Genomic DNA, 22,066 nt, shown 5'->3' on the forward strand with positions numbered 1-22,066 from the left:
GCACTGTCATTTGAGCGAGGCCAACAGAAAACTATTCTAGGTTGCAATTGCCGGCAGAACTGAAATAATGAAGTTTTCCGGCATGGAAGGTTGATAATCCTGAGCGTGAAGGGAGACGGTAAGCTTAAGTAAAAACGTTGTTAAAAAACTGTTATTATATGTACTTATGTTTGAGTAAGTCGAGATTCTGCCAAGTCCCCATGATTTTTGAAGGGATTGATCGAATGGTAATGGATGTTGCCGGAACAGGGTTGGTTGTCGCGAAAAGCTCGTCTTTGGGTTGGACAGAAAAGTGCTTTCTCAAACAACCCAACCTCGATTAACGGAAATTGAGAAGATTCGCCAGCTATTGAATCTCCTAATCACGCTAAAATGGAAAAGTCGCCTTTGAGTCGCTCTTGCAGCGATTTGTTTCTTTGACCAGACCGGAAATGCCCAAACAATCGTCAGATAAGTACTTTGTAGAGTCGATTTGCATTGGTTGCAGGAGTAAATACAAGCAACAAATCCGTCCTTGTCTTTTAAGATTATCGATCTCCAAACGCTCCAAAAGCGAACCTTTTTCCAGCACGCAAGGTGGGCGGTTAAGACTGCCAACTTATGATTAACACGCAAACGCGGCTTGGCAAGTAATTTCTGGAGTTACGTCCGACTCAGTATGCCTCTGTGGAAGTTTCATCCTGGGCTACGAATGCTGCAGAGCTATAAGATGTTTGATTTTTTCTATGGTTTGATTTTTTATCGGCACGAATTCGGATCGGATTTGATACTAGTTTCTGGGATAACAACCAAGAGCCGTCGCATCAATGGACTTACTGGATCAACCAAATCGTGTTGGTGGTGGCCTATTTGGGATTATCCATCCAGACATCATTGAGGATTGCACATTTTCTGGGAATCTGCATGGTATGCAGCCTACTACCAACAAGTACATTTCCGGCTATAACCAAGGCTCCATGGCTGAAGGTAAAGGCAAGGGGCTTCGCACAGCCTCCGTTCAACACCCTGGGATTTACAAGTGACCTTCTCCTTTCGCTAAGGTCACCGAATTATTCCCTGGCAATCCAACCCCTCAAACAGGGATTCGGATCAGCTACAACAGCATAGTTGTCTTCGGTGACATTGTATTCCAGCAATTGACGTTGGAAAAATCCACACGCAGACGCGCAAGCGTGACGATGTGCTCGTCATGCGATTCGTAGATGCGGTAATCCTGCACCTTTGCGGTCGTTTCATCTGACTCCGGCATCACCCCGATCGTGGCCTCGCCTTTGGAAAGGGACTGGAAACCGCACTGCGCTCCACGATCTGTTCTCCGGCAGTTTGGCAGGGCATTCCCCAGCACACGACGGAACATGATGGTATCTTCCTATGCCCCGCCACCTCCGGACTCAGCGTTTGCCCCTGCGCATCAAAACGCAATGTGGCATCCTCCAGACGCTTTTCAGAATCTCCGGAGGCGAAGTTGACCTTCCCTGAATAAACCCACCTTGGTCGAGCTTGCCGTCGATTTGAAGGTTCGGTGTCGATAGTCGCTTCCACGAAAACATTGGCTGTTCGCCATTTTTGGCAACCATCATAGGATCTTCAGGCGCAAGGGTAGAGACCCAAAGGACCCGGAAGGTCTTGGGAACCTAGTTGGTAAGCATTCAAATCATTCATTGTTTTTGTGCTATCCTGTGGAACCGAGTTTGATGTCGAAGCACCGTTGCATCCGACTGCCAATACCAATCCCATGACAAGCAAAGTACGCCCCCAAAAGTTGCTTCATCGTTCAAAAAAATTGTGCGTGGATTATTTTTCCAGCTTCTTGTAGCGGCAAAGGTGTTGGCCTCCTTGCTTTCACCAGCTTTTGTCGTCGGATGCAGGTGCGGACCCGATTGACTTTTCAGGTGGCAGTATTTTTTGCCGTCCTGTGATTTCCACCAGCGGGTCGTCAAGCCATCGTTGCCCGTTTCCCTGTTGGTGGCTCCCGTCGACTCAGCCGTGCGGAAGTCCCAATCTTGTCCTCAACGACGACTTCGTTGATGATACGGATGTGACCTTCGACGTGCATCGCCAGCCTTCGGCAATGGCAATCTCCAATCTTGGTGAAATCAGTGGACCGCCTTGAGCGAACCGCTGCCGTAGTTGCCGGGTTGCAAGCCATCCTTCTTGTCGATGGTCTGATTGCCGCCCATCAAGAAGTTAAGGGGCCTGCAACCTCAGCCCGAGCAGTCGGTACGCAATCCCGTATTTGCTCAGGAATTCGTGCATGGCGCTCGCATCGTGCTTCACCAAACCTTGCGAAACGGCCTCTTCCAAGATGGTTTGAGATCGGCAGCTGCGCCTTGCCGATCTTGGCCAATGAATTCACCTTACCCTGCGATACCAATCAGCAATCAGTGCGCAACCTTTGGATTGGCGTGCGGCCGCAGCGTTGTCTGCGGTCGACACGGTTGATGTGGTAAGGCGGGGTGACCGATGACCTTTGTCGCCGCTTTTGACCTTGATCTTGCTGAAATCGTTGCAGAATTCGTCGAGCTTGGAGCCGGTCGACCCGCGGTCTGATTTTCCAACCTTGCCGGGAGCATCCTTGGTCGGCGCATCTGAGTGGTTGGCAGGCTTGGGTCTCACCTTTGGCTGTGTAGCGGCCTTCGGCAACTGTTTCCAGCGCCTTCGACAGTTCGTTGCCAAACATGACTGAGTCGCTTAACTCCGCGCGCAAATCCGTCGGAGGTCGTGGCCATATTTCTTCTGGTAGGCTGCCTTGAGCGATTGAATCTTCGTAGCATCCCTTCCCAGAGAACTCAGAACGGCATAAAGCTCTGCTTCATTGGTGCCGAGTCCCGAGCCGCAGCCCGTATTGAACATGGCATCGTAAAGGGCGCTGTGCCATTCCACGTCGAAATTCACCGCCCGCAGCGCAGGTGTTGGGCTTTGTCACCGGCAGTGGTTTCAGGCTTGACGCCGCCACCTTTGACAGCGGCCCGAAAGGAGATTGCTCCGGCTTCCGCAAGCCCCGGCTTTGGATTCTTGGGATCTGGCGTCGAACCACCGGGTTTGCCGCCCGTGATCGATTTTGAATTACCCGTCGGAATGGCGCCAGCATCGGCAGGCCAATGTTTCTTGACCGATGCAATCATCGAAACCAAAGTGTCGCCATAGTTGGAGGCTGTTGCATGCCTGCTGCCGCAACCTTGCGCAAATGCTTCTGGCGTCGTCGTATTGAATGCGCATAGCGCTTGTTGGTGATCAAAACCGAGAATGGTCCGCCAAACCCGGCTTCCACCGTTTCATAGTCACGGAACCAATCCTTGACCTTGTATTTATATTTTCCGCCTTCGACCTTGGCGGTGATGCTGACCTCAGGAAGCGGTGACCCTGTTTGTCGTCCTTGAAATATTCAGTGGTCGTAACCCAACTGCTTTGCTTCTTCCTAACTTGCACCGGCTTGATACCAAAGAGGGCATTGCCGATGGCTTTTTCTCCCCAACCAGATTCAAGTGCGCCTTGACCCAGCGTGAACAATGCTGGAATGCCGTCTTCTGCCTCCAAAGCAGCTGCACTTGCAGCATATTTTGCGACAAATTGCCCTTGTTTGCTCAGCGGCTTTTTGTCAGCCTTTGCGGGTCTTCCTTTTTTTGAATCGGCGAAGCAGCCAATGAAAAGGAAGGAGGAGTTTTTGGCAACGCCTAAACTCGATTCTTTAGATTCGTTCTCGGCGGTTTGATTGGCATTTTCCTTAGCCTGAACAGGATCTTTTCATACTTCTGGTGATTGATTTCAGACATAGATAATTCCCGTTCTGCGCGCACGCAACCCCAGGAGACAATTGGCGTCACCTAATAGAGACGGAAATTCGGCTGAAAACAAGCCTCAAGCGGCCTCCAAGCGGAAAATCAAATGTCCAGAACAACTTTCTCGAATGTAATGGACTCGCCGAGCAAGTCTGCGCCTGTGCGGGTATAGGTCGCTGTCACGTCGGTGAGGCAGGCTTCCAGTTTTCCGCCGGTGGATATGCGTTGTGCAATTTCAGGATGCCGGTGCAGGTAGTCTACTAACTTCGGAGGAACGACTTCGTTTTGGGCTATGATGTCAACGGACGGAGGCAGGATTTCCTTCAGTGCATCCTTGAAAAGCGGGTAATGGGTGCAACCAAGGATGAGACTGTCGATCTTGTCGTCCAACAATGGAGTGAGATAGTCCTGCAGAATGGGTTTTGCGTACTTTATTCCGTCATTTTCGGCCAGCGGAACCAACAATGGTGTTGCCTTTGCAGACAACCTGATTTGCCGGATTGAGTTTGCGCAGTTCTTCTCGTATGTGCCGGATTGGACGGTAAATGCTGTTCCGATCAGGCCGATACGGTGGTGTCCAGTGCCGATGGTGGCTTCGATGGTCGGCACAATCACGCCCAGCGCGCGCCGGTCTGGATAGTTGATCGGCAGATATTCCTGCTGAATGCAGCGAAGCGCATTGCACTTGCCGTGTTAGCAGGCGATGATCACCAGTGGGCAGCCCTTGTCAAAAAGGTAATCCACTGTTGCGTCGTGAATTGCAAAATCGCATTCGCCGAGCGCGGTCCGTACGGAACGTGCAGGTGTCGCCCAAATACAGGAAGTCGTATTGCGGCAGCGCGGCCTGAAGGCTTTGGTCATCACCAAGCCGCCGAGTCCAGAGTCAAATATGCCGATAGGTCCTTGCGCATTCATCGGGGTCAAATATCGCTGCTTTCACATTCTCCCAAAACAAAAGAATGCAAAACGAAACCAAGAGGATTTCACTTTTGCATTCTTGGATGCTGCTAAAAACAAGATTACTCGACGGCAATCCCCAATTTCTTGGCGATGGCGGCTGTGACATTGTCACTTTCCTTGCCGTAGAGGATGCTTGGGATGCCAGCTCCGACCGCTTGGTTCAGGATGTAGGTGTATCCACCTTCCTTCGCAACCGCGTCGATCGCACCTTGCATTTTGTCTTGCACGGGCTTGAGGAGATCCATCCGCGCTTCATCAACCTGTTTTCGGCCTCTGCAACACCTTTTTGGATTTCAGCTTCAACCTTTGCAATTCGGTAGTAGCCAGCTTTTCATTTTCTGGAGAAAGCGGCTTGCCTGACTGTTTGTACTCCATGAACTCGATGAGTTTCTGTTGGTAGTACTTTGTTTTACCTCCAATGCTGAAGAAATCGCCTTCTCCAGTTTGGACAACTCAGTCTCGATAGCCTTGGTTTCTGGCATGTATTGCAAGATCAACTCCACGTTGGTGTAGCCGATCTTGGTAACAGTCTGGGAGTTCCAACCATTGCCACCAAGCCTAACAAGAAAAACAGAATATATTTTTTCATCTCAATGATTCTTAGTGAAAGACTGCATTTGCCATGCAAGTTGCATGAATGACAATGGCAGCTTATTGTTCAGGATACTTGAGACCAAGTTTGCCAAAAAGAGCCTTGGTGATGTCAGCTTCGTCGGGACCGTAGAGAATCGTCGACACACCTGCACTCGTGGTTTGATTGAGGATATAAGTATATCCGCCAGCAATGGCCACGGCATCGATCGCTGTTTGCAACTTGGCAAGCACCGGCTCCAACAATGCTTGGCGTTTGGCCATCATGTCGTATTCAGCATCTTGGGCAAGCTTCTGCACTTCCTCGTCCAAACGAAGGAGTTCTTTCTCAGCAGCTTCTTGCTCTGCAGGTGTCAAAAACGCACCACGTTCCTTTTTGTCCAAGTATTCTTGGTACTTCTGCTTCACATAGTCGTCTTTCACTTTGATTTTTCCACCAAGTTTTTCTTCAAAAACCTGGAGTTCTCTTTCCATTGTCTTGGCTTCAGGCATGCTAGCCAAGACAACTTCAAGGTTGGTGTAGCCGATCTTCACCTGGGCTTGGGCCGAGAAGCTGGTCACAAGTACCGCCACGATGGCCAACAACATCATTTTCAATTTCATCGCGTCAAAATTTGCGTGCAAAGATAATACTTTCTTTTCGGGGCAGACATTGCCCAAATTATCAGTCGGATTACCTACTTCAATTACAGTGCCAATCATTTTTGGATGCCCAGTTTGATCACCACATCGTCGGTACGATCAAAGGCAGGATTGCTGAACAAAATGCCCGAATTGGCAGCTTTGTCCAAGATAATGTCGAGTTTCCGCTCCTGGGCAACCTTCTCTACGGCATCGTAAACCTTGTCTTGGATCGGTTTGATCTTATCGTCCTGTACTTTGTACAATTCGCCGTCATAACCGAACTTTTTTTCTTTGTATTCCTTGGCTTTGCGTTCAGCGGCCATGATATCTTCCTGCCGCTGCTTTTTGATGTCGTCGGTCAGCAAGACCTCTTCGGCTTGATAGTCTTTGTACATCTTCTCAATGCCGGCATACAATTCCTCCAATTCCTTCTGCCATTTCTGACTCAGATTGTCAACCTCTTGCTTGGCAGCCTTTTATTCTCCATTTTGCTGAGGATCAACTCGGTGTCAACATAGCCAAATTTCTGCGCTTGGCTGCTCAGACTGAGTGCCGCTGTGAGGATAAAAAGACCAATAATTCGTTTCATGAATACAGGTTTTTAGAATTCTTGACCAATAAGGAAGGTAAACTGACTTCCGTGCGGCTTGGCTGCGGCAGAATTGATTTTGTCAAACCCGTAGCCCCAGTCCACACCAAGTAACCCGACCATCGGAAGCATCACACGCAAACCTACACCTGCGCTACGCTTCAATTCGAAGGGCTTGAAATTGTTCACGCCCATCCAGGTATTTCCGGCTTCCGCAAATCCGACCACCCAAATCCGAGCAGCCTGATTGAGGGTAATGGGATAACGCAATTCCAATGTGTACTTATTGTAGATGTTGCCACCGGTCGGCTGAGCTCCAGAGGCAGAGCCTTCCGGAAGGGGCCCGATCGAGTTGTCAGGATACCGCGCAAGCCGACATATTCCCAGCCATGAGTTGAATGCGCCAAGTCCGCTGCCGCCCAGCAAAAACGTTCAAACGGCGAGATTCCATACGACGGGTTGTAGTTGCCCAAGCCATACTGCACCTTTGGCTTTACGACCAAATTCTTGAATATCTGGAAATACCAGGTCGAGCTGAATTTCCATTTGTGGTACTCCAAGAATTTGAACTTCTCAGCATCGGGGATGTCTGTGAAGTCGTCGGTGCCCTTGATCGTACTGTAAGGCGGAGTGGCCTCGACCGAAAAGTTGATGGCGGAGCCGCTTCGCGGGAACACAGGCGCATCGATGCTCGTACGGTCGATCGTAAGTCGGGCAGAGATGATGTTGATGAAGGCATCGCCAAAGCTCAAGGAGCCAAACCCTTGGTTGCCATTGCGAATGTCATAGTATTTATAGTTGAGCGAGGCAAATGCCTTGAAAAAGTCATCAGGCCATTTCAAGCGCATGCCGTAATCCAAACCGCCACCCAGGGTTTTCATCCTGAATTTGGTGGTCTGATTCTGGTTGATGGTGTAATAGACGCTCGCGCCAAGGAGTTGGGTTTTGCCGCCCAGCCAAGGCTCCAAGAAGGAAATGCTGTAGTTCTGCCAGCCCACGCCGTTCATCTGAACCGCGAGGTTGAGCTTTTGACCGTCCCCGGAAGGAATCGGGGACCAAGCCTTCTTCTGGAAAAAGCGTTTGGTTGAGAAGTTATTGAAACCCAATTGTACCGTGCCGACAAATCCGCCACCGATCACGTTGCCTTGGGTGTCACGGATTGGCCACCCCATCCGCCTTGTACCTGCAATTGATCGCTTGGCTTTTCTTCGACGACATATTTAATGTCAACTGTGCCACTGACGGGATCGGGAATAGGCAAAACTTGAAGATTTTCCTGGTTGAAGTAGCCCAGGTTCAAGATTTCACGCTGGGAACGGATCAAGTCTGTGCGGCTAAACTTCTGGCCAGGCAAAGTTCTGAGTTCCCGAAGGATCACGTAGTCGCTCGTTTTGGTATTGCCTTCCACAATGATCTTGCGGATTCTTGCCTGCGGTCCCTCAAACATCCTGAACTCCAGGTCAACCGAGTCCCCGACAACGGCTACCTCGATAGGTTCGACGTTGAAAAACAGATAGCCATCGTCCAGATAAAGTCCGGAAACGTCGCCAGGTTTGATCGCCATGCAGACGCTGATCGATCAGTTCAGAGTTATAGATATCGCCTTTTTCGATACCCAGAATGCGTTTGAGTGAGTCAGAGCCAAACTTGAAATTACCTACAAACTCAATGTTGCGAATGTAGTATTGGCTGCCTTCCAAGACCTTGATGTCAATGTCAAGCGTCTTCTCGTCAAACATATAGGTGCTGTCAAAAACCACCTCAGCATCACGGTAACCGTTGTTGCGGTAGAAGGCGATCAGGTTTGCCTTGGCCTCGTCAAGTTTCTTGGGCAGGTATTTGCTGCGTGCCCAGAGGCGCCACCACAACTTTTCCTTCAAGGTCTTCATTTTGGCCTTCAAGCGTTTGTCGCTGAAGTCTTGATTGCCTTCGATCTTGATTTCGTTGATTTTGACCTTCGGACCCTTTTTGACATTCATGTAAACCTTCACACCTCCCGCCATATCGTTGGTGCTTTCGACGACGTCAAAAGTCACATCCGTGGTGTAATAGGCCTTTTCCATGTAATAGTTCTCGATCACGCGACGGGCACGGCGTTCCTTTTCGGCGTTCCAGATGGTTCCGCGCAAAAAGAAGTTCATTTTGCCCTTGAGGTCATCAGCTTGGCTCTTTGTCACATCGCCCTTGAAGCTGAAGGAGCTGATACGCGGTCTTTCAGTGACTTTGATGAGCAAAAAGATTTTGTCATCGACAACATTGTCGGCAGAGATGGCCACCTCTGAAAACACTTTTTGGTCCCAAAGGGATTTCATGGCCTTTGAAATCTCCGAGCCAGGCAAGGTGATTTCCTGCCCTAGGCCTAACCCAGAGTGGATGATGACGGAGTTTTTACTGGTGTATTGGCATCCTTCAACGTCCAAGCCTCCAATTTTGTAGGTTTTGGGGTTGTCATAGTCGATTTGGGCTACAAGCCCAAGATAGCCGACCAGGCAAAAGAGGATGGAAAGCGCGGTTTTTTTCATAGGGACTTCAATTGTTCGCTGATCATGCCAAATCTTCTTTCCCGATTTTGAAAATTGTGAATAGCCTCAAAGAGGTCTTCACGGGTAAAATCGGGCCAGAATTTTTGTGTGATGTAAATCTCGGCATAAGCCAGCTCCCACAGAAGGAAATTAGAAATGCGGAATTCGCCTGAAGTGCGGATCATCAACTCTGGATCAGGCAAAAAGAATGTGGTCATTTCGCTGCGTAAATCGGCCTCGGTGATGGTCCCCGGCTCAATTTCGCCTGCCTTGACTTTTTGGGCAACCTTGTTCACTGCGGCCAAAATGTCATTGCGTCCGCCATAACTCAGGGCTAGTGTCAGCACAAGTCCTGTGTTGTTGGCGGTGCGTTCCATCGCCTGGTTGAGCTCCCGTTGGGCGCGTTTGGGCAGATCCTCGATGTTTCCGATGGCCCGCAAGCGCACGTTGTTCTGGGTGAGTGTCGGGACTTCCTTGCCGATCGTGCTGATCAACAACTCCATCAATGCACGCACTTCCAACTTCGGGCGTTTCCAGTTTTCGGTCGAGAAGGTAAACAGGGTGATGTAGCCCATGCCGAGCTCGACGCCTGCCTCCAAAACTTCGCGCACAGCACGTAAAGCCTGCCTGTGACCAAAGATGCGCACATTGCCTTTTTGCTTCGCCCACCTGCCGTTGCCATCCATTATGATCGCAACATGGCGGGGAAGCGCTCCTAGATCAATATGCGCCTTTTTACTTTCCATTCAAAAAAACAGAGGGCAAACTTACGAAAATCTTCCACATTTCGCAGGGTAAATCAGATTGCCCTGCTGTAGTAACCAGCCTTGAATTCATCGCCAATACCATGTAAATGAACGATTTTACGGATTAACCGAATTTTGCTTCTGGTTGCCAAAAAAACCAAAAAGCGTATTGGCACATTTCCAATACGCTTTTTGTATGATGATATTGTAATTGCTTAGCGGAACTTAGGACAGACGGCCCAGTCGAGGATATACGTTGCAGAAACCATCGAAAGCACATACCAGTCTTTCTGCGTGTTGTCGCCACGGATACCGTTCCAGAACTCACCACCTTGTGGATAGATGCTGCGGTCGATACGGTCACTCAAGAGAGCGGCGATTTCGCCTTGCTCGGAGCGCAGTTGGTCAACGTTTACATAATAACCACTGACGTCGTCAATATAGTCGGTGAATGTTTTGCGAAGGCCAAGCTCGGCATTCAAGTCAATCTTGTCAGTCAACTTATAGCGGATACCGACACCAAAAGGGATGCTTACACTGACCAAGTTATAGGGTTCAGGAGTCGGCGAATTGGCGGCATCGGCATAAATCTGTCCTTGGTGGGGATTAACCATGAACTGTCCTTCAGTGCCAAGTGGTTGCAGATCATACCACTCATTACCCAATTTTGCTTGAGGATTGAAGGCAAACACACCGACACCACCAAAGATATAAGGTGTGTACTGTGTCCTGTAACGGAACTTACGGTCGTTGGCGAAGAACTCCCATACCAAGGTCACCGAAGCTTCGGTGATGGGGGAGCGGAAACTCAAGTTGCGGCGCAGACGTGGAATATCACGTGCAGCCTTGGCGTCAGAAGCCTTCATCCAGCCCTGAGCAAGCATCAACTTCACAGACATGTGAGGGTGAAACTTGTATCCGCCGATGAAGCCGAGACCGGGTTTTGTGAACTTTAGTGCGAAGTTATCGTCAAGGTCTCCTTTGTAGTTGGTGGCTCCCACTCCAACACCTACATAAAAGTACCTTGTCCTCAACTGGGCAGTGGCCGTGGAAAACACCACGCAAAGTGCAGCCAACGTCAGTAAGTACTTAACAGATTTCATAGTAAGCAGCATTTTACTTTTAAAAATTATCAGGCAAACCGTCAAGAAGCTAAGAAGCTAGAAACAAATATAGTCAATCAACCGAAAAAGAAAAACTTATTCACACTTTTTTAAGACCCCGTACAGGCTCTTTTCCAAGCCTCCCTTCGGCTTTTCAACAATCCGGCCAATCTCATCACCACCCTGATAGAATATAAAGGTAGGAATTTTTTTCAATCCCACCGCCTGTGCCAATTTTTTTTCGTCCTTTTTGGTCGTATCCACAGAGATGATCTCCACCGTCGAAATGGGCAGGTTTGCCTTCAAGTCATAAAACCGTGGCACCCACTTTTTGCTGTCGCCGCAATAGCAGCCCAAAAACAGCTTCATTGTCACACTATCCGTGATTGACAATGTTTTCAGCGAATCCAACCACTTCGTATTGGGCTTGTATTTATCGTCTGAGAAATGATCCCAATGGCATTCCTTTTGAAAGGACGCATAATTGTAATAACCGACCAAGTATTGCTTGTCCTTGCAGCCCCAAATCAACAAAACTGCCAAAACGGGCATCACCAATAATGTTCTTTTCATGCTTGCATTCCCCAAAAGTGGATCCGGGTTCAAAGTAAGCAAATCCAACCCAAAAAATGTGCCAAATCGTGAAATTAGGCAGCCGAATCCCTATCTTGCCGTTGTGATGGTACTTGCCGCATTTCAGCGAATCAATTGGAAAAGGACGGAATGGGTTCTGGTCGCATTGCTGCTGGGACTTGCTTTGTGGCCCGTTTGGGCAAATGCATTCTTCTTGACCAACGACGGCCCATGTCACCTTTACAATGCCAGAATTTTGCGGGATATGCTGCTCGGCAACGATTCAGCGTTTTACGCAGAATGGTTCACACTCAATCCCAATATTGAACCCAATTGGCTCAACCATTTTTTACTCACCGTTTTCCAACTTGTTTTTCCTCCGGTCTTTTCCGAAAAGTTGTTTTTGACGCTGTACATCTTGGGCTTTGTATTTGCCTTCAGATACCTCGCGCGGAGCATTTATCCCGCAAATGGCGCCTTTCTGCTCGTCGCGATGCCATTCCTGTTTCACAAGGTATTTCTGATGGGATTTTTCAATTATTCGGCGTCGGTGATCCTGTTTTTTGTTTTGGTGGGCTTTTGGCTTCGAAATTTCGAAAAGGAAGGTTGGCGCTGGCGAATTGTACTTGGAACCCTCATGTTGGTGTTGGGGCTGTCGCATCCGGTAAGCTATGCCATGGCAATGGGGACGATATTTTTTCATTGGGTGGGGCAGTTTCTCGCTGGCGTAATGCGTGCAGATCGTGGGGTCAAGTTGAAGGCCTTGGCCTTGCTGGCGCTCAAGACGATTTTGGCAGCCTTGCCTTCGCTCATATTGTTGGGAAGCTTCATCCTTCGCAAAGGCACGGATTCCATCGCAAGCCAAGCGAAGCCCCAAACTATTTTCGAAGACTTTGTCCAGTTGCGGGCCTTGATTCTGTTTCATCCTGGAGAAACGACTTGGCCTATCGTGCTCTCCATCCTCATTGCTGTCATGTTGATGGTGGGATTATTCAGCTTATCGCGCCAATCGAAGGGACATACGGGCATACTTTTGATGTTGGGGACAACCTTGGTTGTTTATTTTTTTCAACCCGCGGTGGTTGCGGGCGTTGGAATTATGCCTGAAAGACTTCAAATCTACCCTTATTTGATTGCGATCATTTGGCTCGCCTGTAGACCATGGCCTACTTGGATGCTGCGAAGCGCGGCCTTGATTGGCTTTTTGGTCGCAGGAATCTTGTTTTCCATTCGTTTACCCAATTATGCAAATACCTCCTTGGCCGTAGAGGAATTTGTGTCGGTCCAGCCGAACATGCGTCCGCACTCTACGGTTTTGATGCTGGATTATGCACCCGAAGGGCGGTATCCTAACGAAGGGCCGCTACTCTCGGATGAGGCGTACATTTTCATGCATATCGCTGAATACCTTGGCGCCCTGCAACCCCACATCATCCTCAATAACTATGAAGCCAATACGCATTGGTTTCCGTTGAGATGGAATCCGGACAAGGATCCTTATGTGCATCTAGGTGAGGGTCCGGGCTTTGAAGGGTGGCTCCCGACGGTAAATTTTGAAAAGTTCCGAATGGAGACCGGCAAAGACGTGGATTATGTGATCACTTGGTGTCTCAACAACGAATTAAGGCAATACGAAGGTGTCATGCTTATGCAAGACCGCCTCAAGCAAGATTACATTGAGGTGTTGGTGACCGAAGGTGGACGCGTGCGGCTTTGGGAACGAAAACGCCCATAAAACGAGAGGTGCTTGGGTAAATCTCAGATGCACCGCGTGCTTGCCTACGCAAAAGTCTCTTGCAAGCCCAAGTCAACCCATTCTTTCCTTCCAATTCCGCTTGTCGGTGCCCCACATGAGGCGACCGCGAAGGGTGTCCAGATAGTTGCCCGACTGCACACGCAGCATCTTGACCGGCTCCTTGCTCTTGCGAATGGCGATCTCTACTTTGTCGCTTACGGGCACCGTACGCGTGTCCAAGGCAACCATCGCCCGCCCGGTGCGCGTCTCCAGACTAAAGGAAATCACGCAGTCATCGGCGAGAATCATTGGGCGAACGGTCAATGAATGCGGCGCTACGGGCGTGACAACCAATGCATTGGCATTGGGGTGGATGATCGGGCCACCGCAAGACAGCGAATAAGCCGTCGATCCGGTCGGGGTCGCAATCACCAATCCGTCACCCCAATAGCTGTTCAGGAACTCACCATTGATATAGGTGTGGACGGTGATCATCTCGTTGCTTTCGCTTTTATGGATTGTGAAATCGTTCAGGCCAAAATTGTAGTCCCCAAACAATCCCGCCGGCGAACTTTCAACTTCAATGCCCCACCGCAAGTCGATGCGGTACATGTCTTTCATGATCTCGGTCGTCGCGGCAAGCAGGTGCTCCTGCGTCACGGTCGTCAAAAACCCGAGCCGTCCGAAGTTGACGCCCAAAACGGGGAGAATGCCCTTGACCACCATGGCCGTATTCAAAAAGGTGCCGTCCCCGCCAAAGCTGTAGGCAAAGTCGCATTCGTCAAGCTGTTTTTCGTCGGTCAGGATAAACGGCGCGATGTGATCGGGCCATTCGGGCATCACCTTCTCAAGCTCCTCCGAATATTTGTAATGCACCAAGTAAGCCACTTTCTTCTCCTTCAAAAAGTCGAAAAAGCGGGCCAGAAAGGCGAGGTCGGTGCGTTCGGTGATGCGGCCAAAAATTGCGAGTTTCATTGGATGGATACGAGATTACTGAAATAGATGCCGCCCCTTCCCCAGGGGTGGTTGGAGTCGGTCAAGATGTTGCGGCTGTATTCGACGCGAAGGTGAAAGTCATAAATCGTGATCAGGTTGATGCCGGCACCATAGCCGAGCAACAAACGGTCCTTGAGCGTATTGTCACGGTTGTTGAACGTCCAATCGTGGACATATCCCGCATCGCAGTAGGCGCTCAAGTACAATCCCACAGGAAAATCCCGGAATTTCGGAAACGGAATCCACTTCAAATGTGCGAAATGGTAGGGGATGATGCCAAATTTCCATTCGGCCTTGGTCAAGTTGATGGCCGAACCGTCGATGACATGCGGCTCATAACCCCTGAGAAAGCTGCCGAATCCGATAAAGTACTTGTCAAAAAACGGCACCTGCTTGCCAAGCAGGAAAAATTGCTGGCTTCCGTAGGCAAAATTCCATCGTTTGTTAAGCGGAATGTGGTGGGAAAAGGAGAGTGCCATTTTCCCGAAATGCGTGCTGCTTACGCCGGGAATCCCCAGAAAGCGGAAACTTCCGCCATACTTGTGCCCAGACAGCGGAAAACTCCGCACGTCCCGTTGGTCATTCACATAGCTCATGCCGACCGATGGATAATGGATCGCAGTAAGGTTGTAGGGAAGGTATTCCGTGTTGAAAAAGGTAATGCTGTCGTTGATGTGAAAGTATTGGTAGGCGGCGAATCCATACAAAATCTTCCGCGCCGAGAAGCGCTTTCCCAGAGTAAGTTGCCCGGTATAGCTTTGGCGCATCCTTTCATCGTTGAGACGGGCGAGTTGCAGATAGCCGCCTTGGGTGCCGTAGCCGATTTCCTTGTCGTTGAGGATCGAGAAGAAGGCGGTACCGTCGACCTTGGCCTTCGGAAAGAGGAAGGGCCGGCTGTAGGTTGCGGTCACGGCCTGCGTGTAGCCGCCCTGCGCGTAAACCGTCAGTTTGTCATTCCACCCCGAGAGGTTGCTCCACTCCACACCCAGTCCGTAAACGAGCCTGTCCAGATCGGGATCGTCCAGCCATTCGCTCCAAACACGCTCCGCCAGATTTACATAGGGATTCGGCCAGATATACCAGCGCTCCTGCACGGAAATGTGGACCTCGATCGAGGAGTCTCCGATCTCATTGGCAAAAGCCACGGAGGTGAAGAGGCCCATGTTATAGATATTGTCCTTATTGACCTTGTTCAGTGCTTCGAGCTCCTGCAAGTCGATGGTGTCTCCCTCCTGAAAGACCATTTGACGGGTGATGACCGGACGTTTTGTCTTCTTCAGGCCCGTGACCACGATCGAATCCACCCGCATGCGTTGCGTGTACCCATTCGCAGACGCGAGCAGGCATACGCAGATCACCAAGCCTATCAGCCTAGAGACCTTCCAACAATGTGAGTATCCTTTTTGCAACGTGCCTGGGGTTGGATGCAATACAAAACGCGGAGATAATGGCCAATCCATGGGCACCGGCAGCGATGACTTCCGCGGCTTGCCGCTCTTCGATCCCGCCGATGGCAATCACCGGCCAAGGGGAAGCTGCGCAAAGCCGCGCCAAACCTTCGAGTCCCAAGTCAGGCAAGCCCGTCCGTTTGGAGCGGCTGCCGTAAACCGGACCGACACCTATATAATGTATCGGCGCGCCCCGAAGGGCTTCCAATTCGGCCATGTTGTGCACCGTGGCACCAATCAGTTTCCCCGGGCCCAGCAAGTCGGCCGCCGCTTGCGGCACACCATCTCCTTGTCCCAAATGTACGCCTTGGGCCTGCAATTCAAAAGCCAAGGCGGCAGCATCGTTGATGATAAGGCAATGGCCGCCCTCTTGTGCCAACCTTGCCATCTTGGCGGCCTCGGCGAGGTCCTTTTCCCTGCTGAACAGCTTGTTGCGGTATTGAACGGCACAAGGTCCTGCCTCCCAGGCCATCTTCGCCAGCTCAAAATGGCCATGACGCTGCTGCACCGTGGTATCGGTGATAATGTGCAGGCGAGGAACCTCCAAGGATGGAAACCGGGAAACCAAGGGACTGTCCAGGGGCGAATGTTAAAGGTTCAAGTACCGCAACAGGTTTTCGTAGCTGTCGCGAAAATCATTGACTTGTTCGGCGTCAAACACCACCAAGGCAATGTCATATTCAAAACGCTCGAAGGTCGCGATCACCCGGGAGAGTTCGCGGACGTTGAGCTTGATGGTCACATATAGTTTTCCGGCTTCGTCGCTGTTGCCGACGGAGAGGCTGAGGATTTTGGCATCGTTGCTTTCGCAGATGCGTCCAATCTCAGAGATCGAATAGTTGTTGTTCGCGAGGTGCAGCACGATCACACCACCGGGTTCCTCGACGCAGAGATATTCGGCGGCACGTTTGAGGAGGTCGCTTTTGGTAATGGTCCCGACAAACGTATTGTTTTCCCTCGAACTCAAAACGGGCAGAATCTCCAGCTTCATCAGGCTCGCCATTTTCAAGACGTCGTAAAAATGGCTGTCTTCGTAGACAAACGTTTTTTCAGGCAAGGAGAGATGAATGGCCCCGATGGGCAAGTCTTCGACCCCGGAATTCAACAGGTCTTCCTCGCTCACAATTCCGAGCAGGCGCTCATGGTTCACCACCGGCAATTGCGCGACCTTGAACTCGCTCATCCACTCGAGCACACGCGTCGCGTTGTCCGATGTTTTGATCGAGGGCAGGGTATCGGTGATGAGGTCCTTGGCCAACAGCATGAATCAGGCGGTAAAGGGATGGATAAATGCGTTGCAGGAATCGGTTGAGCACGATGTTGAATTCCTCGGGTTGCTCCATCATGGCGGCGTGGCCGCATTGGTCGATGAAGCGCAACTCGGCATCGGGCAGCAACCGCTGAAATTCATGCGCCACGTGGGGCGGCGTGATGTTGTCGTTGAGGCCCCAGACCAGCAGGGTGGGAACCTTGACCTTGCCCAATTCCTCGCTGAGGTTTTGGTGCTGTGCATCCCGTGCGATCTTGAGGATGCGCAGGGTCATGTAGTTGTCGTTGACCATTTCAAACACCTCGTCGATCAGCTCCTTGGTCGCCGTCTCGGGTTTGAAAAAGGTATATTCGACACGTTCCTTGATGTATTTGATGTTGCCACGGCGGGGGAATGTGCTTCCCATGCCCGATTCGAAGAGGCCCGAACTGCCCGTCAAGACCAAAGCATCCACTTTGGAGAGATTCGCCATGGAATACACCAGCCCGATATGTCCGCCCAACGAATTGCCGAGGATGGTGCAGCGCTCAATTTTTTTGAAGCGGATGAAGCCATCAATGAACTCCGCCAAGCCGACGATCGAAGGCTTGACATTGGTCTTTGCGACGATCGGCATGAGCGGGATAAACACCGTGAATCGCTTGGAAAAGGCCTCCACGACCGCTTTCCAGTTGCTCAGGGCACCAAACAGACCATGGAGCAGCAGCAGCGGCGGACCGCTTCCCTCCTGCACGTAGTCGTATCCTCCCTCTTGTTTTACCTGGATTTCCATGCGCTAAATGGCCTTCAGATGAATAACGTTCTCAATTCAAAACCAGTATCTGATGCGCCAAAACTAGACGAATTGGCATTCACCAGCGGCAAAAATAGAGAAATCACATGGATTTACCATCGGAACAAATTTTGGGAGGAAAAGGGTAGGTATTTTAAATGGGGAAGAAGGGCTTGGCGCCTAATTCCTTGACCCAATTCCCTAAAATCGTCGCCCCGCCCACCGTCAAGATCGACTCAGGATGGAATTGAACGCCCGCAATGGGCAGGCTTCGGTGTCGGATGCCCATCACCTCGCCAGGCTCGGTCCATGCGGTGACTTCCAATTCGGCTGGAACTGCAGCGCCATCCAATACCAAGGAATGGTAGCGCATCGCTTCAAACGGGCTCGGCAAGCCTTCAAACAACCCTTCGCCGCGGTGAAACACCGGGCTCGTTTTACCATGAACGGGCACACGCCCAAGCAGGAGCGGCATGCCGAAATGTTCGCCAATCAGTTGATGGCCGAGGCAAATACCCAAAACGGGCACCACTTTGCTGACTTTAGGGCCACCTTGATTCTGGGCACCGCCCATGGCAAGCCGCAAAACCTCCGGCGAAATCCCGCTGTCGGCAGGTCGCCCCGGACCCGGCGAAATCAAAATTCCCTTGGGATGTAGGTTCATCAGGTCGTTGGCGGTCAGTTCATCGTTTCGGAAAACGGCCACGACGTGATGGCTTTGTCGCAGAAGATCCACCAGATTCCAGGTAAAGGAATCGTAGTTGTCGATCACGACGATCATCTCCGCAGGAGGAATGCTCAAGGGAGTCTTTGCCCGGGACTTTTTGGCTGCGATTCACCGAATCGACCTCGACAAAATAATGCTCCATGTCGTCGAGCACGTTGTGCGCCGCAGGAATCAGGCCGATGGTATAGTCTTGACCCACCTTGCTGTAGGTCGTGACAACGGGATAAGAGGCGATCCGGCCACGGTTTCCTTCGTTAGTACCTGCGAATTCCGACGATGCTGAAAAAGGCGCCGACGAGGAAGCCCCATTTCAAAATACCAAAGCCGAGCCCGGCAAGACGGTTGGGCAGTTCCAATTGAGCGGTATTGAGCAGCTTGGTGGCTGCCCAGCCGGCCAGATAGACCGCCCCCATGCCGATGGCAAAGGCTGTAAAAAAGGCGATCGCCGGCACCCATTTTTCCGGGAGATGGAAATTGTCGCGGTAATAATGGGCGAAGATGAACGCCAACCGCATACCCGCCCAAAAGCCGATGATCAAGCCGATCAGGCCTGCGACCTCGATGAGCACGCCATTTTTGAAGCCTTTGTAGGCTCCGTAGGCAAGCACAATCAGTGCGAAGATGTCGAGAAAATTCACCTTGGGATCAAGGAAGGAGTTCCTTTACAAGCACGGAAATTTCCTTGCCGTCTGCGCGGCCTGCCAATTGTTTGTTGGCCGCCCCCATGACCTTGCCCATGTCCTTGGCTGAGGTTGCACCCACCTCGGCAATGATGCGTTGGATTTCAGCGCGCAATTCATCGGGAGTCAAGGATTTTGGCAGGTATCGGTCGAGGATAGCAAGCTCTTCTTCTTCGCCGACGATCAAATCCAAGCGGCCCGCGTTGCGGTATTGCTCAATGCTGTCTTTGCGTTGCTTGCTCTGCTTGATCAAAATTTTCATGCCATCTTCATCGGAGACTGGGCCCGGGGCACGGCCTTCGGATGTTTCAAGCAGGAGAATGGCAGATTTGATCGCGCGCAAGGCACGAAGCGCAGCTTGGTCCTTGGCCTTCATGGCCGTGACGATGTCTGCGTTGATTTTTTCTTTGAAGTCCATGCGAATCAACTATTGTTGCTTCGCAAACTTAACCAAAATTTCGGGTCTTACTTCGTCTTTGAAAGAAGCCGTGCGCAGGTATTTGTTGTTGTAAACGTAGATGCTTGGGGTTTCACTATAGCCAAACCACTTGTCGATTTTGAATTCGGTGTCTTTGGAGACGATCAGCTTGCCAGGAAATCCAGGCAGATATTTTTCGGGGAAGGCCTTCAGCGCTTCGACTTCGGCCCAAGAGACAAGTACCAATGTCATTCCCTTGAACAGGGCTTTCTGATCATTGATCATCGTTGCAATCAATTGACAATGATCACAATCGGGATCAAAATAGAAAAAAATGGTAGGTTGGTTGGCGACCAAGGACATGCGGGTCACGGGCTGATTGTTCATGTCCATGAACTTGAAATCGGGAATCAATGTGCCGATGCCTTCGTTGGTATTGCCCTTGGAGACATGTTGCTCGGTGGTCTGGGCGAATGCGAAGCTCGTGCTAAGCAAAAGGGCGAATGCGAGGAGAAACTGTTTCATAGTATTCTGATGCAGATATCGTGTGGCAGGAGAAAAGCAAATACCGTGCCTGAAAACAAAGATAGTCAGAAAGCGGTCTTCAAATTCATTCGAAGGGGCAAAAGAATGCAACACAGACAAGGATGTGAAAAAATGGAAAATTGAAGGATATTTGCAAACATGGACAACAATGCAAAGCCAGGGATTGGCGCATACTTCCGCCTGTTGATGAGCACCTTCTTTGTCGCGGGTGCGGTGGGCATTTTCCTCGGATATGCCGACAATGACTTTATTCAGCCCAACAACCGCTGGATGTTTGCCTTGCCCATCTTTCTGTATGGACTTTTCAGGCTTTACCTCGCCATCCGGGTAATCCGCGGCAAAAACGACACCTTCAATTCCTGAACAATGCCATGATCGATTCCTTCGCAATTGAGGTTTGGTCAGACCCGGTTCGCTTTGCTGGTGCTTGCGGGCTTTGTGCCTTGCATTTCCCGTCGCATGGACAAGAGGTTGTGTCCCGTTTGGACCTCGACCGGCGTGATCCCGTGCCGCAGTTTTGGAGTACGTCGCTGCCGATGGCGGACTGGTCACCTCGGCAACCAAAGCCGCAAATCCAGCCGCTATCTCTCTATCACCAAGTACGACGATCAATTCAACAAGTCTTGGACCAAGCAGGTGTTCCAACAAAATGGCCACAGCGACATTGACCTGATGGCCGTTTTGGGCGAAGATATTTACGTTTTTATCTCCGAATACTTCCCGCGCGACCGCACTGTACGCACGAGCTACAGCCAGTTTGACCTCGAAGGCAACGCCATCGAAACGAGCAAACAAATTTCCGAGCTGCCCAACGAAAAGGGATTGCGGGTGGACCTGAAATACACAAGGTCGATCAACAAGAAAAAGCTGCTCTGTTACAAAAATCTCAACGAAGGCACCAAATCAGAAACGATTCTCTATTACCTCTTTGACGCCCAATCCAAGGAATTCGTAGAGGGCAAAATCGAAATTCCCTACCCCGACGACAAGTTTCAGGTACGCAAAATCATGGTGAGCAACGCTGGTAAGGTTTATGTATTGGGTAAATTTTTCAAGGTCAACAAGGTCAAGGCCCCCGACGACTTCGGATTTAAGATCTATCAGTATGAAGCGGGCGTCGCCGAAGGCAAGGAGGTCACCATTGACCTCGGCGAATTGTATTTGACAGACCTCACGATGAAAATTGACCGCGAAGAAAACATCTTTCTCGCCGGCTTTTTCTCGCACCAAAGCACCGACGAGATCATTGGAACCTGCTTTTTCCGCATCAACAGTCAGTTGGAAGAAGAGGTCCGCAGTTCCCAGCGATTCTCCGACGAATTTCTGGTCAACTTCCTCCGCGACAAACAAATCGAGCGCGGCCGCGAATTGCAAAATTTCTACCTCGACAACATCATCCTGCGCTCTGATGGCGGCGTCTTACTCATTGCGGAGAAATTTTACACGACCTTCAATTCCTACGTGGATGTCTATGGTTATTGGGTGGACCAAAAAATCTACCACTACGACGAGGTGATTGTTAATTCCGTCTCTGCGAATGGCGATTTGGAATGGAGCGCGGTCGTCCCCAAGCGGCAACAATCCGAAAGGCGCGACCAACTCAGCTACATCGATGTCGTGAGCGGCACCAATGTCTACCTGATCTACGGCTATCAACCAGAAAAGAGCCCAGAACGCTCTACGTCAACAGCGTCGACTTCGATGGCAAAGTCGCCGAGCGCGAAGCCTTGATCTCAAAACGACCTTTGACGACAGCTTTTTTCCAAGATATTCCGAGCAAATCAGCAATACCGAGGCGATTATCGTCTATGAGCAGGAGCGCGACAAGATTTTCTCGATTGTCAAGGTGGCCTTTGATTGAGCCGTCCCGAACTCAGGACAGGGCAATTGAACATTGCCTCCGGCGGAAATTGCTGGAATAGAAATGACCAATAAGGAGCCCTTGGCCAGCAATAAAAGCAAAACGCGGAAAGACCCAAGTCCTTTC

At 50.6% G+C, this 22,066-nt stretch carries 30 protein-coding genes; 3 read left to right on the plus strand and 27 right to left on the minus strand.

The genetic code is table 11. The features are described from left to right. Positions 1–1,093: 1,093 nt before the first annotated feature. The 18 genes from IPN95_19290 to IPN95_19375 form a co-directional block, all read right to left on the minus strand. Positions 1,094–1,249, minus strand: a complete 156-nt coding sequence (locus tag IPN95_19290) for a hypothetical protein (protein MBK9451512.1) — start codon at positions 1,247–1,249, stop codon at positions 1,094–1,096. 1,103 nt (positions 1,250–2,352) lie between these two features. Continuing rightward, positions 2,353–2,616 (minus strand): hypothetical protein, encoded by a 264-nt coding sequence (locus tag IPN95_19295; protein ID MBK9451513.1) that lies wholly within the window; start codon positions 2,614–2,616, stop codon positions 2,353–2,355. A 75-nt stretch (positions 2,617–2,691) separates the two neighbouring features. Next, positions 2,692–2,883 carry a hypothetical protein gene (locus IPN95_19300; GenBank protein ID MBK9451514.1) on the minus strand — a complete coding sequence of 64 codons (192 nt, stop codon included), beginning with the start codon at positions 2,881–2,883 and terminating at the stop codon, positions 2,692–2,694. Positions 2,884–2,891: 8 nt separating this feature from the next. Then, positions 2,892–3,125 (minus strand): hypothetical protein, encoded by a 234-nt coding sequence (locus tag IPN95_19305; GenBank protein MBK9451515.1) that lies wholly within the window; start codon positions 3,123–3,125, stop codon positions 2,892–2,894. Positions 3,126–3,234: 109 nt separating this feature from the next. Continuing rightward, complete coding sequence (locus IPN95_19310; protein ID MBK9451516.1) at positions 3,235–3,645, minus strand: glucosaminidase domain-containing protein; 411 nt, start codon at positions 3,643–3,645, stop codon at positions 3,235–3,237. A 236-nt stretch (positions 3,646–3,881) separates the two neighbouring features. Next, positions 3,882–4,394, minus strand: coding sequence for an aspartate/glutamate racemase family protein (locus IPN95_19315; protein ID MBK9451517.1), 513 nt, complete (start codon positions 4,392–4,394; stop codon positions 3,882–3,884). A 78-nt stretch (positions 4,395–4,472) separates the two neighbouring features. After that, on the minus strand, positions 4,473–4,694 hold the full coding sequence (locus IPN95_19320) for a hypothetical protein (GenBank protein MBK9451518.1): 222 nt from the start codon (positions 4,692–4,694) through the stop codon (positions 4,473–4,475). A gap of 104 nt (positions 4,695–4,798) precedes the next feature. Next, positions 4,799–4,984 carry an OmpH family outer membrane protein gene (locus IPN95_19325; protein ID MBK9451519.1) on the minus strand — a complete coding sequence of 62 codons (186 nt, stop codon included), beginning with the start codon at positions 4,982–4,984 and terminating at the stop codon, positions 4,799–4,801. Between the two features lie 406 nt (positions 4,985–5,390). Beyond that, entirely contained in the window at positions 5,391–5,933 is a 543-nt protein-coding gene (locus IPN95_19330; GenBank protein MBK9451520.1) for an OmpH family outer membrane protein, read from the minus strand. A gap of 95 nt (positions 5,934–6,028) precedes the next feature. After that, the gene (locus IPN95_19335) at positions 6,029–6,403 is read right to left on the minus strand and encodes an OmpH family outer membrane protein (GenBank protein MBK9451521.1); all 375 of its coding nucleotides are present in this window, start codon (positions 6,401–6,403) and stop codon (positions 6,029–6,031) included. Further along, on the minus strand, positions 6,400–6,543 hold the full coding sequence (locus tag IPN95_19340) for a hypothetical protein (protein ID MBK9451522.1): 144 nt from the start codon (positions 6,541–6,543) through the stop codon (positions 6,400–6,402). Before IPN95_19340 ends, IPN95_19335 begins: the two co-directional genes overlap by 4 nt. Before the next feature lie 12 nt (positions 6,544–6,555). Next, the gene (locus IPN95_19345) at positions 6,556–6,732 is read right to left on the minus strand and encodes a BamA/TamA family outer membrane protein (GenBank protein ID MBK9451523.1); all 177 of its coding nucleotides are present in this window, start codon (positions 6,730–6,732) and stop codon (positions 6,556–6,558) included. After that, the gene (locus IPN95_19350) at positions 6,729–7,715 is read right to left on the minus strand and encodes a BamA/TamA family outer membrane protein (GenBank protein MBK9451524.1); all 987 of its coding nucleotides are present in this window, start codon (positions 7,713–7,715) and stop codon (positions 6,729–6,731) included. Before IPN95_19350 ends, IPN95_19345 begins: the two co-directional genes overlap by 4 nt. Further along, positions 7,679–7,990 carry a hypothetical protein gene (locus IPN95_19355; protein MBK9451525.1) on the minus strand — a complete coding sequence of 104 codons (312 nt, stop codon included), beginning with the start codon at positions 7,988–7,990 and terminating at the stop codon, positions 7,679–7,681. The genes IPN95_19350 and IPN95_19355 overlap by 37 nt, the downstream gene beginning before the upstream one ends. A gap of 13 nt (positions 7,991–8,003) precedes the next feature. Then, positions 8,004–9,065 carry a hypothetical protein gene (locus tag IPN95_19360; GenBank protein ID MBK9451526.1) on the minus strand — a complete coding sequence of 354 codons (1,062 nt, stop codon included), beginning with the start codon at positions 9,063–9,065 and terminating at the stop codon, positions 8,004–8,006. Continuing rightward, positions 9,062–9,811 (minus strand): isoprenyl transferase, encoded by a 750-nt coding sequence (locus tag IPN95_19365; protein MBK9451527.1) that lies wholly within the window; start codon positions 9,809–9,811, stop codon positions 9,062–9,064. The genes IPN95_19360 and IPN95_19365 overlap by 4 nt, the downstream gene beginning before the upstream one ends. A gap of 215 nt (positions 9,812–10,026) precedes the next feature. After that, positions 10,027–10,914 (minus strand): outer membrane beta-barrel protein, encoded by an 888-nt coding sequence (locus tag IPN95_19370; GenBank protein ID MBK9451528.1) that lies wholly within the window; start codon positions 10,912–10,914, stop codon positions 10,027–10,029. Between the two features lie 96 nt (positions 10,915–11,010). Next, positions 11,011–11,487 carry a thioredoxin family protein gene (locus IPN95_19375; GenBank protein ID MBK9451529.1) on the minus strand — a complete coding sequence of 159 codons (477 nt, stop codon included), beginning with the start codon at positions 11,485–11,487 and terminating at the stop codon, positions 11,011–11,013. 103 nt (positions 11,488–11,590) lie between these two features. On the opposite strand from IPN95_19375, the gene IPN95_19380 reads away from it, so the two are divergent. After that, entirely contained in the window at positions 11,591–13,222 is a 1,632-nt protein-coding gene (locus IPN95_19380; GenBank protein ID MBK9451530.1) for a hypothetical protein, read from the plus strand. 72 nt (positions 13,223–13,294) lie between these two features. On the opposite strand, the gene IPN95_19385 is transcribed toward IPN95_19380, so the two are convergent. From IPN95_19385 to IPN95_19425, 9 genes are all read right to left on the minus strand, one after another. Then, positions 13,295–14,197, minus strand: coding sequence for an NAD kinase (locus IPN95_19385; GenBank protein ID MBK9451531.1), 903 nt, complete (start codon positions 14,195–14,197; stop codon positions 13,295–13,297). Then, positions 14,194–15,579 carry a BamA/TamA family outer membrane protein gene (locus IPN95_19390; GenBank protein MBK9451532.1) on the minus strand — a complete coding sequence of 462 codons (1,386 nt, stop codon included), beginning with the start codon at positions 15,577–15,579 and terminating at the stop codon, positions 14,194–14,196. Before IPN95_19390 ends, IPN95_19385 begins: the two co-directional genes overlap by 4 nt. Before the next feature lie 10 nt (positions 15,580–15,589). Next, a complete protein-coding gene (gene thiE, locus IPN95_19395) occupies positions 15,590–16,213 on the minus strand; it encodes a thiamine phosphate synthase (protein MBK9451533.1) in 624 nt (207 codons plus the stop codon). A 42-nt stretch (positions 16,214–16,255) separates the two neighbouring features. Further along, a complete protein-coding gene (locus tag IPN95_19400; protein ID MBK9451534.1) occupies positions 16,256–16,924 on the minus strand; it encodes a CBS domain-containing protein in 669 nt (222 codons plus the stop codon). Next, a complete protein-coding gene (locus IPN95_19405) occupies positions 16,806–17,708 on the minus strand; it encodes an alpha/beta hydrolase (GenBank protein ID MBK9451535.1) in 903 nt (300 codons plus the stop codon). The genes IPN95_19400 and IPN95_19405 overlap by 119 nt, the downstream gene beginning before the upstream one ends. 154 nt (positions 17,709–17,862) lie before the next feature. Next, positions 17,863–18,489 carry an aminodeoxychorismate/anthranilate synthase component II gene (locus IPN95_19410; protein ID MBK9451536.1) on the minus strand — a complete coding sequence of 209 codons (627 nt, stop codon included), beginning with the start codon at positions 18,487–18,489 and terminating at the stop codon, positions 17,863–17,865. 200 nt (positions 18,490–18,689) lie between these two features. After that, positions 18,690–19,073, minus strand: a complete 384-nt coding sequence (locus IPN95_19415; protein MBK9451537.1) for a CvpA family protein — start codon at positions 19,071–19,073, stop codon at positions 18,690–18,692. A 7-nt stretch (positions 19,074–19,080) separates the two neighbouring features. Continuing rightward, positions 19,081–19,533, minus strand: coding sequence for a GatB/YqeY domain-containing protein (locus tag IPN95_19420; protein MBK9451538.1), 453 nt, complete (start codon positions 19,531–19,533; stop codon positions 19,081–19,083). 9 nt (positions 19,534–19,542) lie between these two features. Then, positions 19,543–20,058, minus strand: coding sequence for a redoxin domain-containing protein (locus tag IPN95_19425; GenBank protein MBK9451539.1), 516 nt, complete (start codon positions 20,056–20,058; stop codon positions 19,543–19,545). A gap of 159 nt (positions 20,059–20,217) precedes the next feature. Here IPN95_19425 and IPN95_19430 point away from each other — a divergent pair, with 159 nt between their 5' ends. Beyond that, positions 20,218–20,442 (plus strand): hypothetical protein, encoded by a 225-nt coding sequence (locus IPN95_19430; protein MBK9451540.1) that lies wholly within the window; start codon positions 20,218–20,220, stop codon positions 20,440–20,442. 96 nt (positions 20,443–20,538) lie between these two features. Beyond that, positions 20,539–21,810, plus strand: coding sequence for a hypothetical protein (locus IPN95_19435; protein ID MBK9451541.1), 1,272 nt, complete (start codon positions 20,539–20,541; stop codon positions 21,808–21,810). The last annotated feature ends 256 nt before the right edge of the window (positions 21,811–22,066 follow it).

The sequence above is a fragment of the Bacteroidota bacterium genome (assembly GCA_016718825.1).
Taxonomy (GTDB): domain Bacteria; phylum Bacteroidota; class Bacteroidia; order J057; family JADKCL01; genus JADKCL01.

Bases quoted from the DNA above. Each gene is read 5' to 3' on its own strand.
- IPN95_19290 (MBK9451512.1), bottom strand. From the start codon at position 1,249: ATGCCGGAGTCAGATGAAACGACCGCAAAGGTGCAGGATTACCGCATC.
- IPN95_19305 (MBK9451515.1), bottom strand. From the start codon at position 3,125: ATGATTGCATCGGTCAAGAAACATTGGCCTGCCGATGCTGGCGCCATT.
- IPN95_19320 (MBK9451518.1), bottom strand. From the start codon at position 4,694: ATGAATGCGCAAGGACCTATCGGCATATTTGACTCTGGACTCGGCGGC.
- IPN95_19325 (MBK9451519.1), bottom strand. From the start codon at position 4,984: ATGGATCTCCTCAAGCCCGTGCAAGACAAAATGCAAGGTGCGATCGAC.
- IPN95_19330 (MBK9451520.1), bottom strand. From the start codon at position 5,933: ATGAAATTGAAAATGATGTTGTTGGCCATCGTGGCGGTACTTGTGACC.
- IPN95_19340 (MBK9451522.1), bottom strand. From the start codon at position 6,543: ATGAAACGAATTATTGGTCTTTTTATCCTCACAGCGGCACTCAGTCTG.
- IPN95_19350 (MBK9451524.1), bottom strand. From the start codon at position 7,715: ATGGGGTGGCCAATCCGTGACACCCAAGGCAACGTGATCGGTGGCGGA.
- IPN95_19355 (MBK9451525.1), bottom strand. From the start codon at position 7,990: ATGTTTGAGGGACCGCAGGCAAGAATCCGCAAGATCATTGTGGAAGGC.
- IPN95_19360 (MBK9451526.1), bottom strand. From the start codon at position 9,065: ATGAAAAAAACCGCGCTTTCCATCCTCTTTTGCCTGGTCGGCTATCTT.
- IPN95_19365 (MBK9451527.1), bottom strand. From the start codon at position 9,811: ATGGAAAGTAAAAAGGCGCATATTGATCTAGGAGCGCTTCCCCGCCAT.
- IPN95_19370 (MBK9451528.1), bottom strand. From the start codon at position 10,914: ATGAAATCTGTTAAGTACTTACTGACGTTGGCTGCACTTTGCGTGGTG.
- IPN95_19375 (MBK9451529.1), bottom strand. From the start codon at position 11,487: ATGAAAAGAACATTATTGGTGATGCCCGTTTTGGCAGTTTTGTTGATT.
- IPN95_19385 (MBK9451531.1), bottom strand. From the start codon at position 14,197: ATGAAACTCGCAATTTTTGGCCGCATCACCGAACGCACCGACCTCGCC.
- IPN95_19405 (MBK9451535.1), bottom strand. From the start codon at position 17,708: ATGGAAATCCAGGTAAAACAAGAGGGAGGATACGACTACGTGCAGGAG.
- IPN95_19410 (MBK9451536.1), bottom strand. From the start codon at position 18,489: ATGATCGTCGTGATCGACAACTACGATTCCTTTACCTGGAATCTGGTG.
- IPN95_19420 (MBK9451538.1), bottom strand. From the start codon at position 19,533: ATGGACTTCAAAGAAAAAATCAACGCAGACATCGTCACGGCCATGAAG.
- IPN95_19425 (MBK9451539.1), bottom strand. From the start codon at position 20,058: ATGAAACAGTTTCTCCTCGCATTCGCCCTTTTGCTTAGCACGAGCTTC.
- IPN95_19430 (MBK9451540.1), top strand. From the start codon at position 20,218: ATGGACAACAATGCAAAGCCAGGGATTGGCGCATACTTCCGCCTGTTG.
- IPN95_19435 (MBK9451541.1), top strand. From the start codon at position 20,539: ATGGACAAGAGGTTGTGTCCCGTTTGGACCTCGACCGGCGTGATCCCG.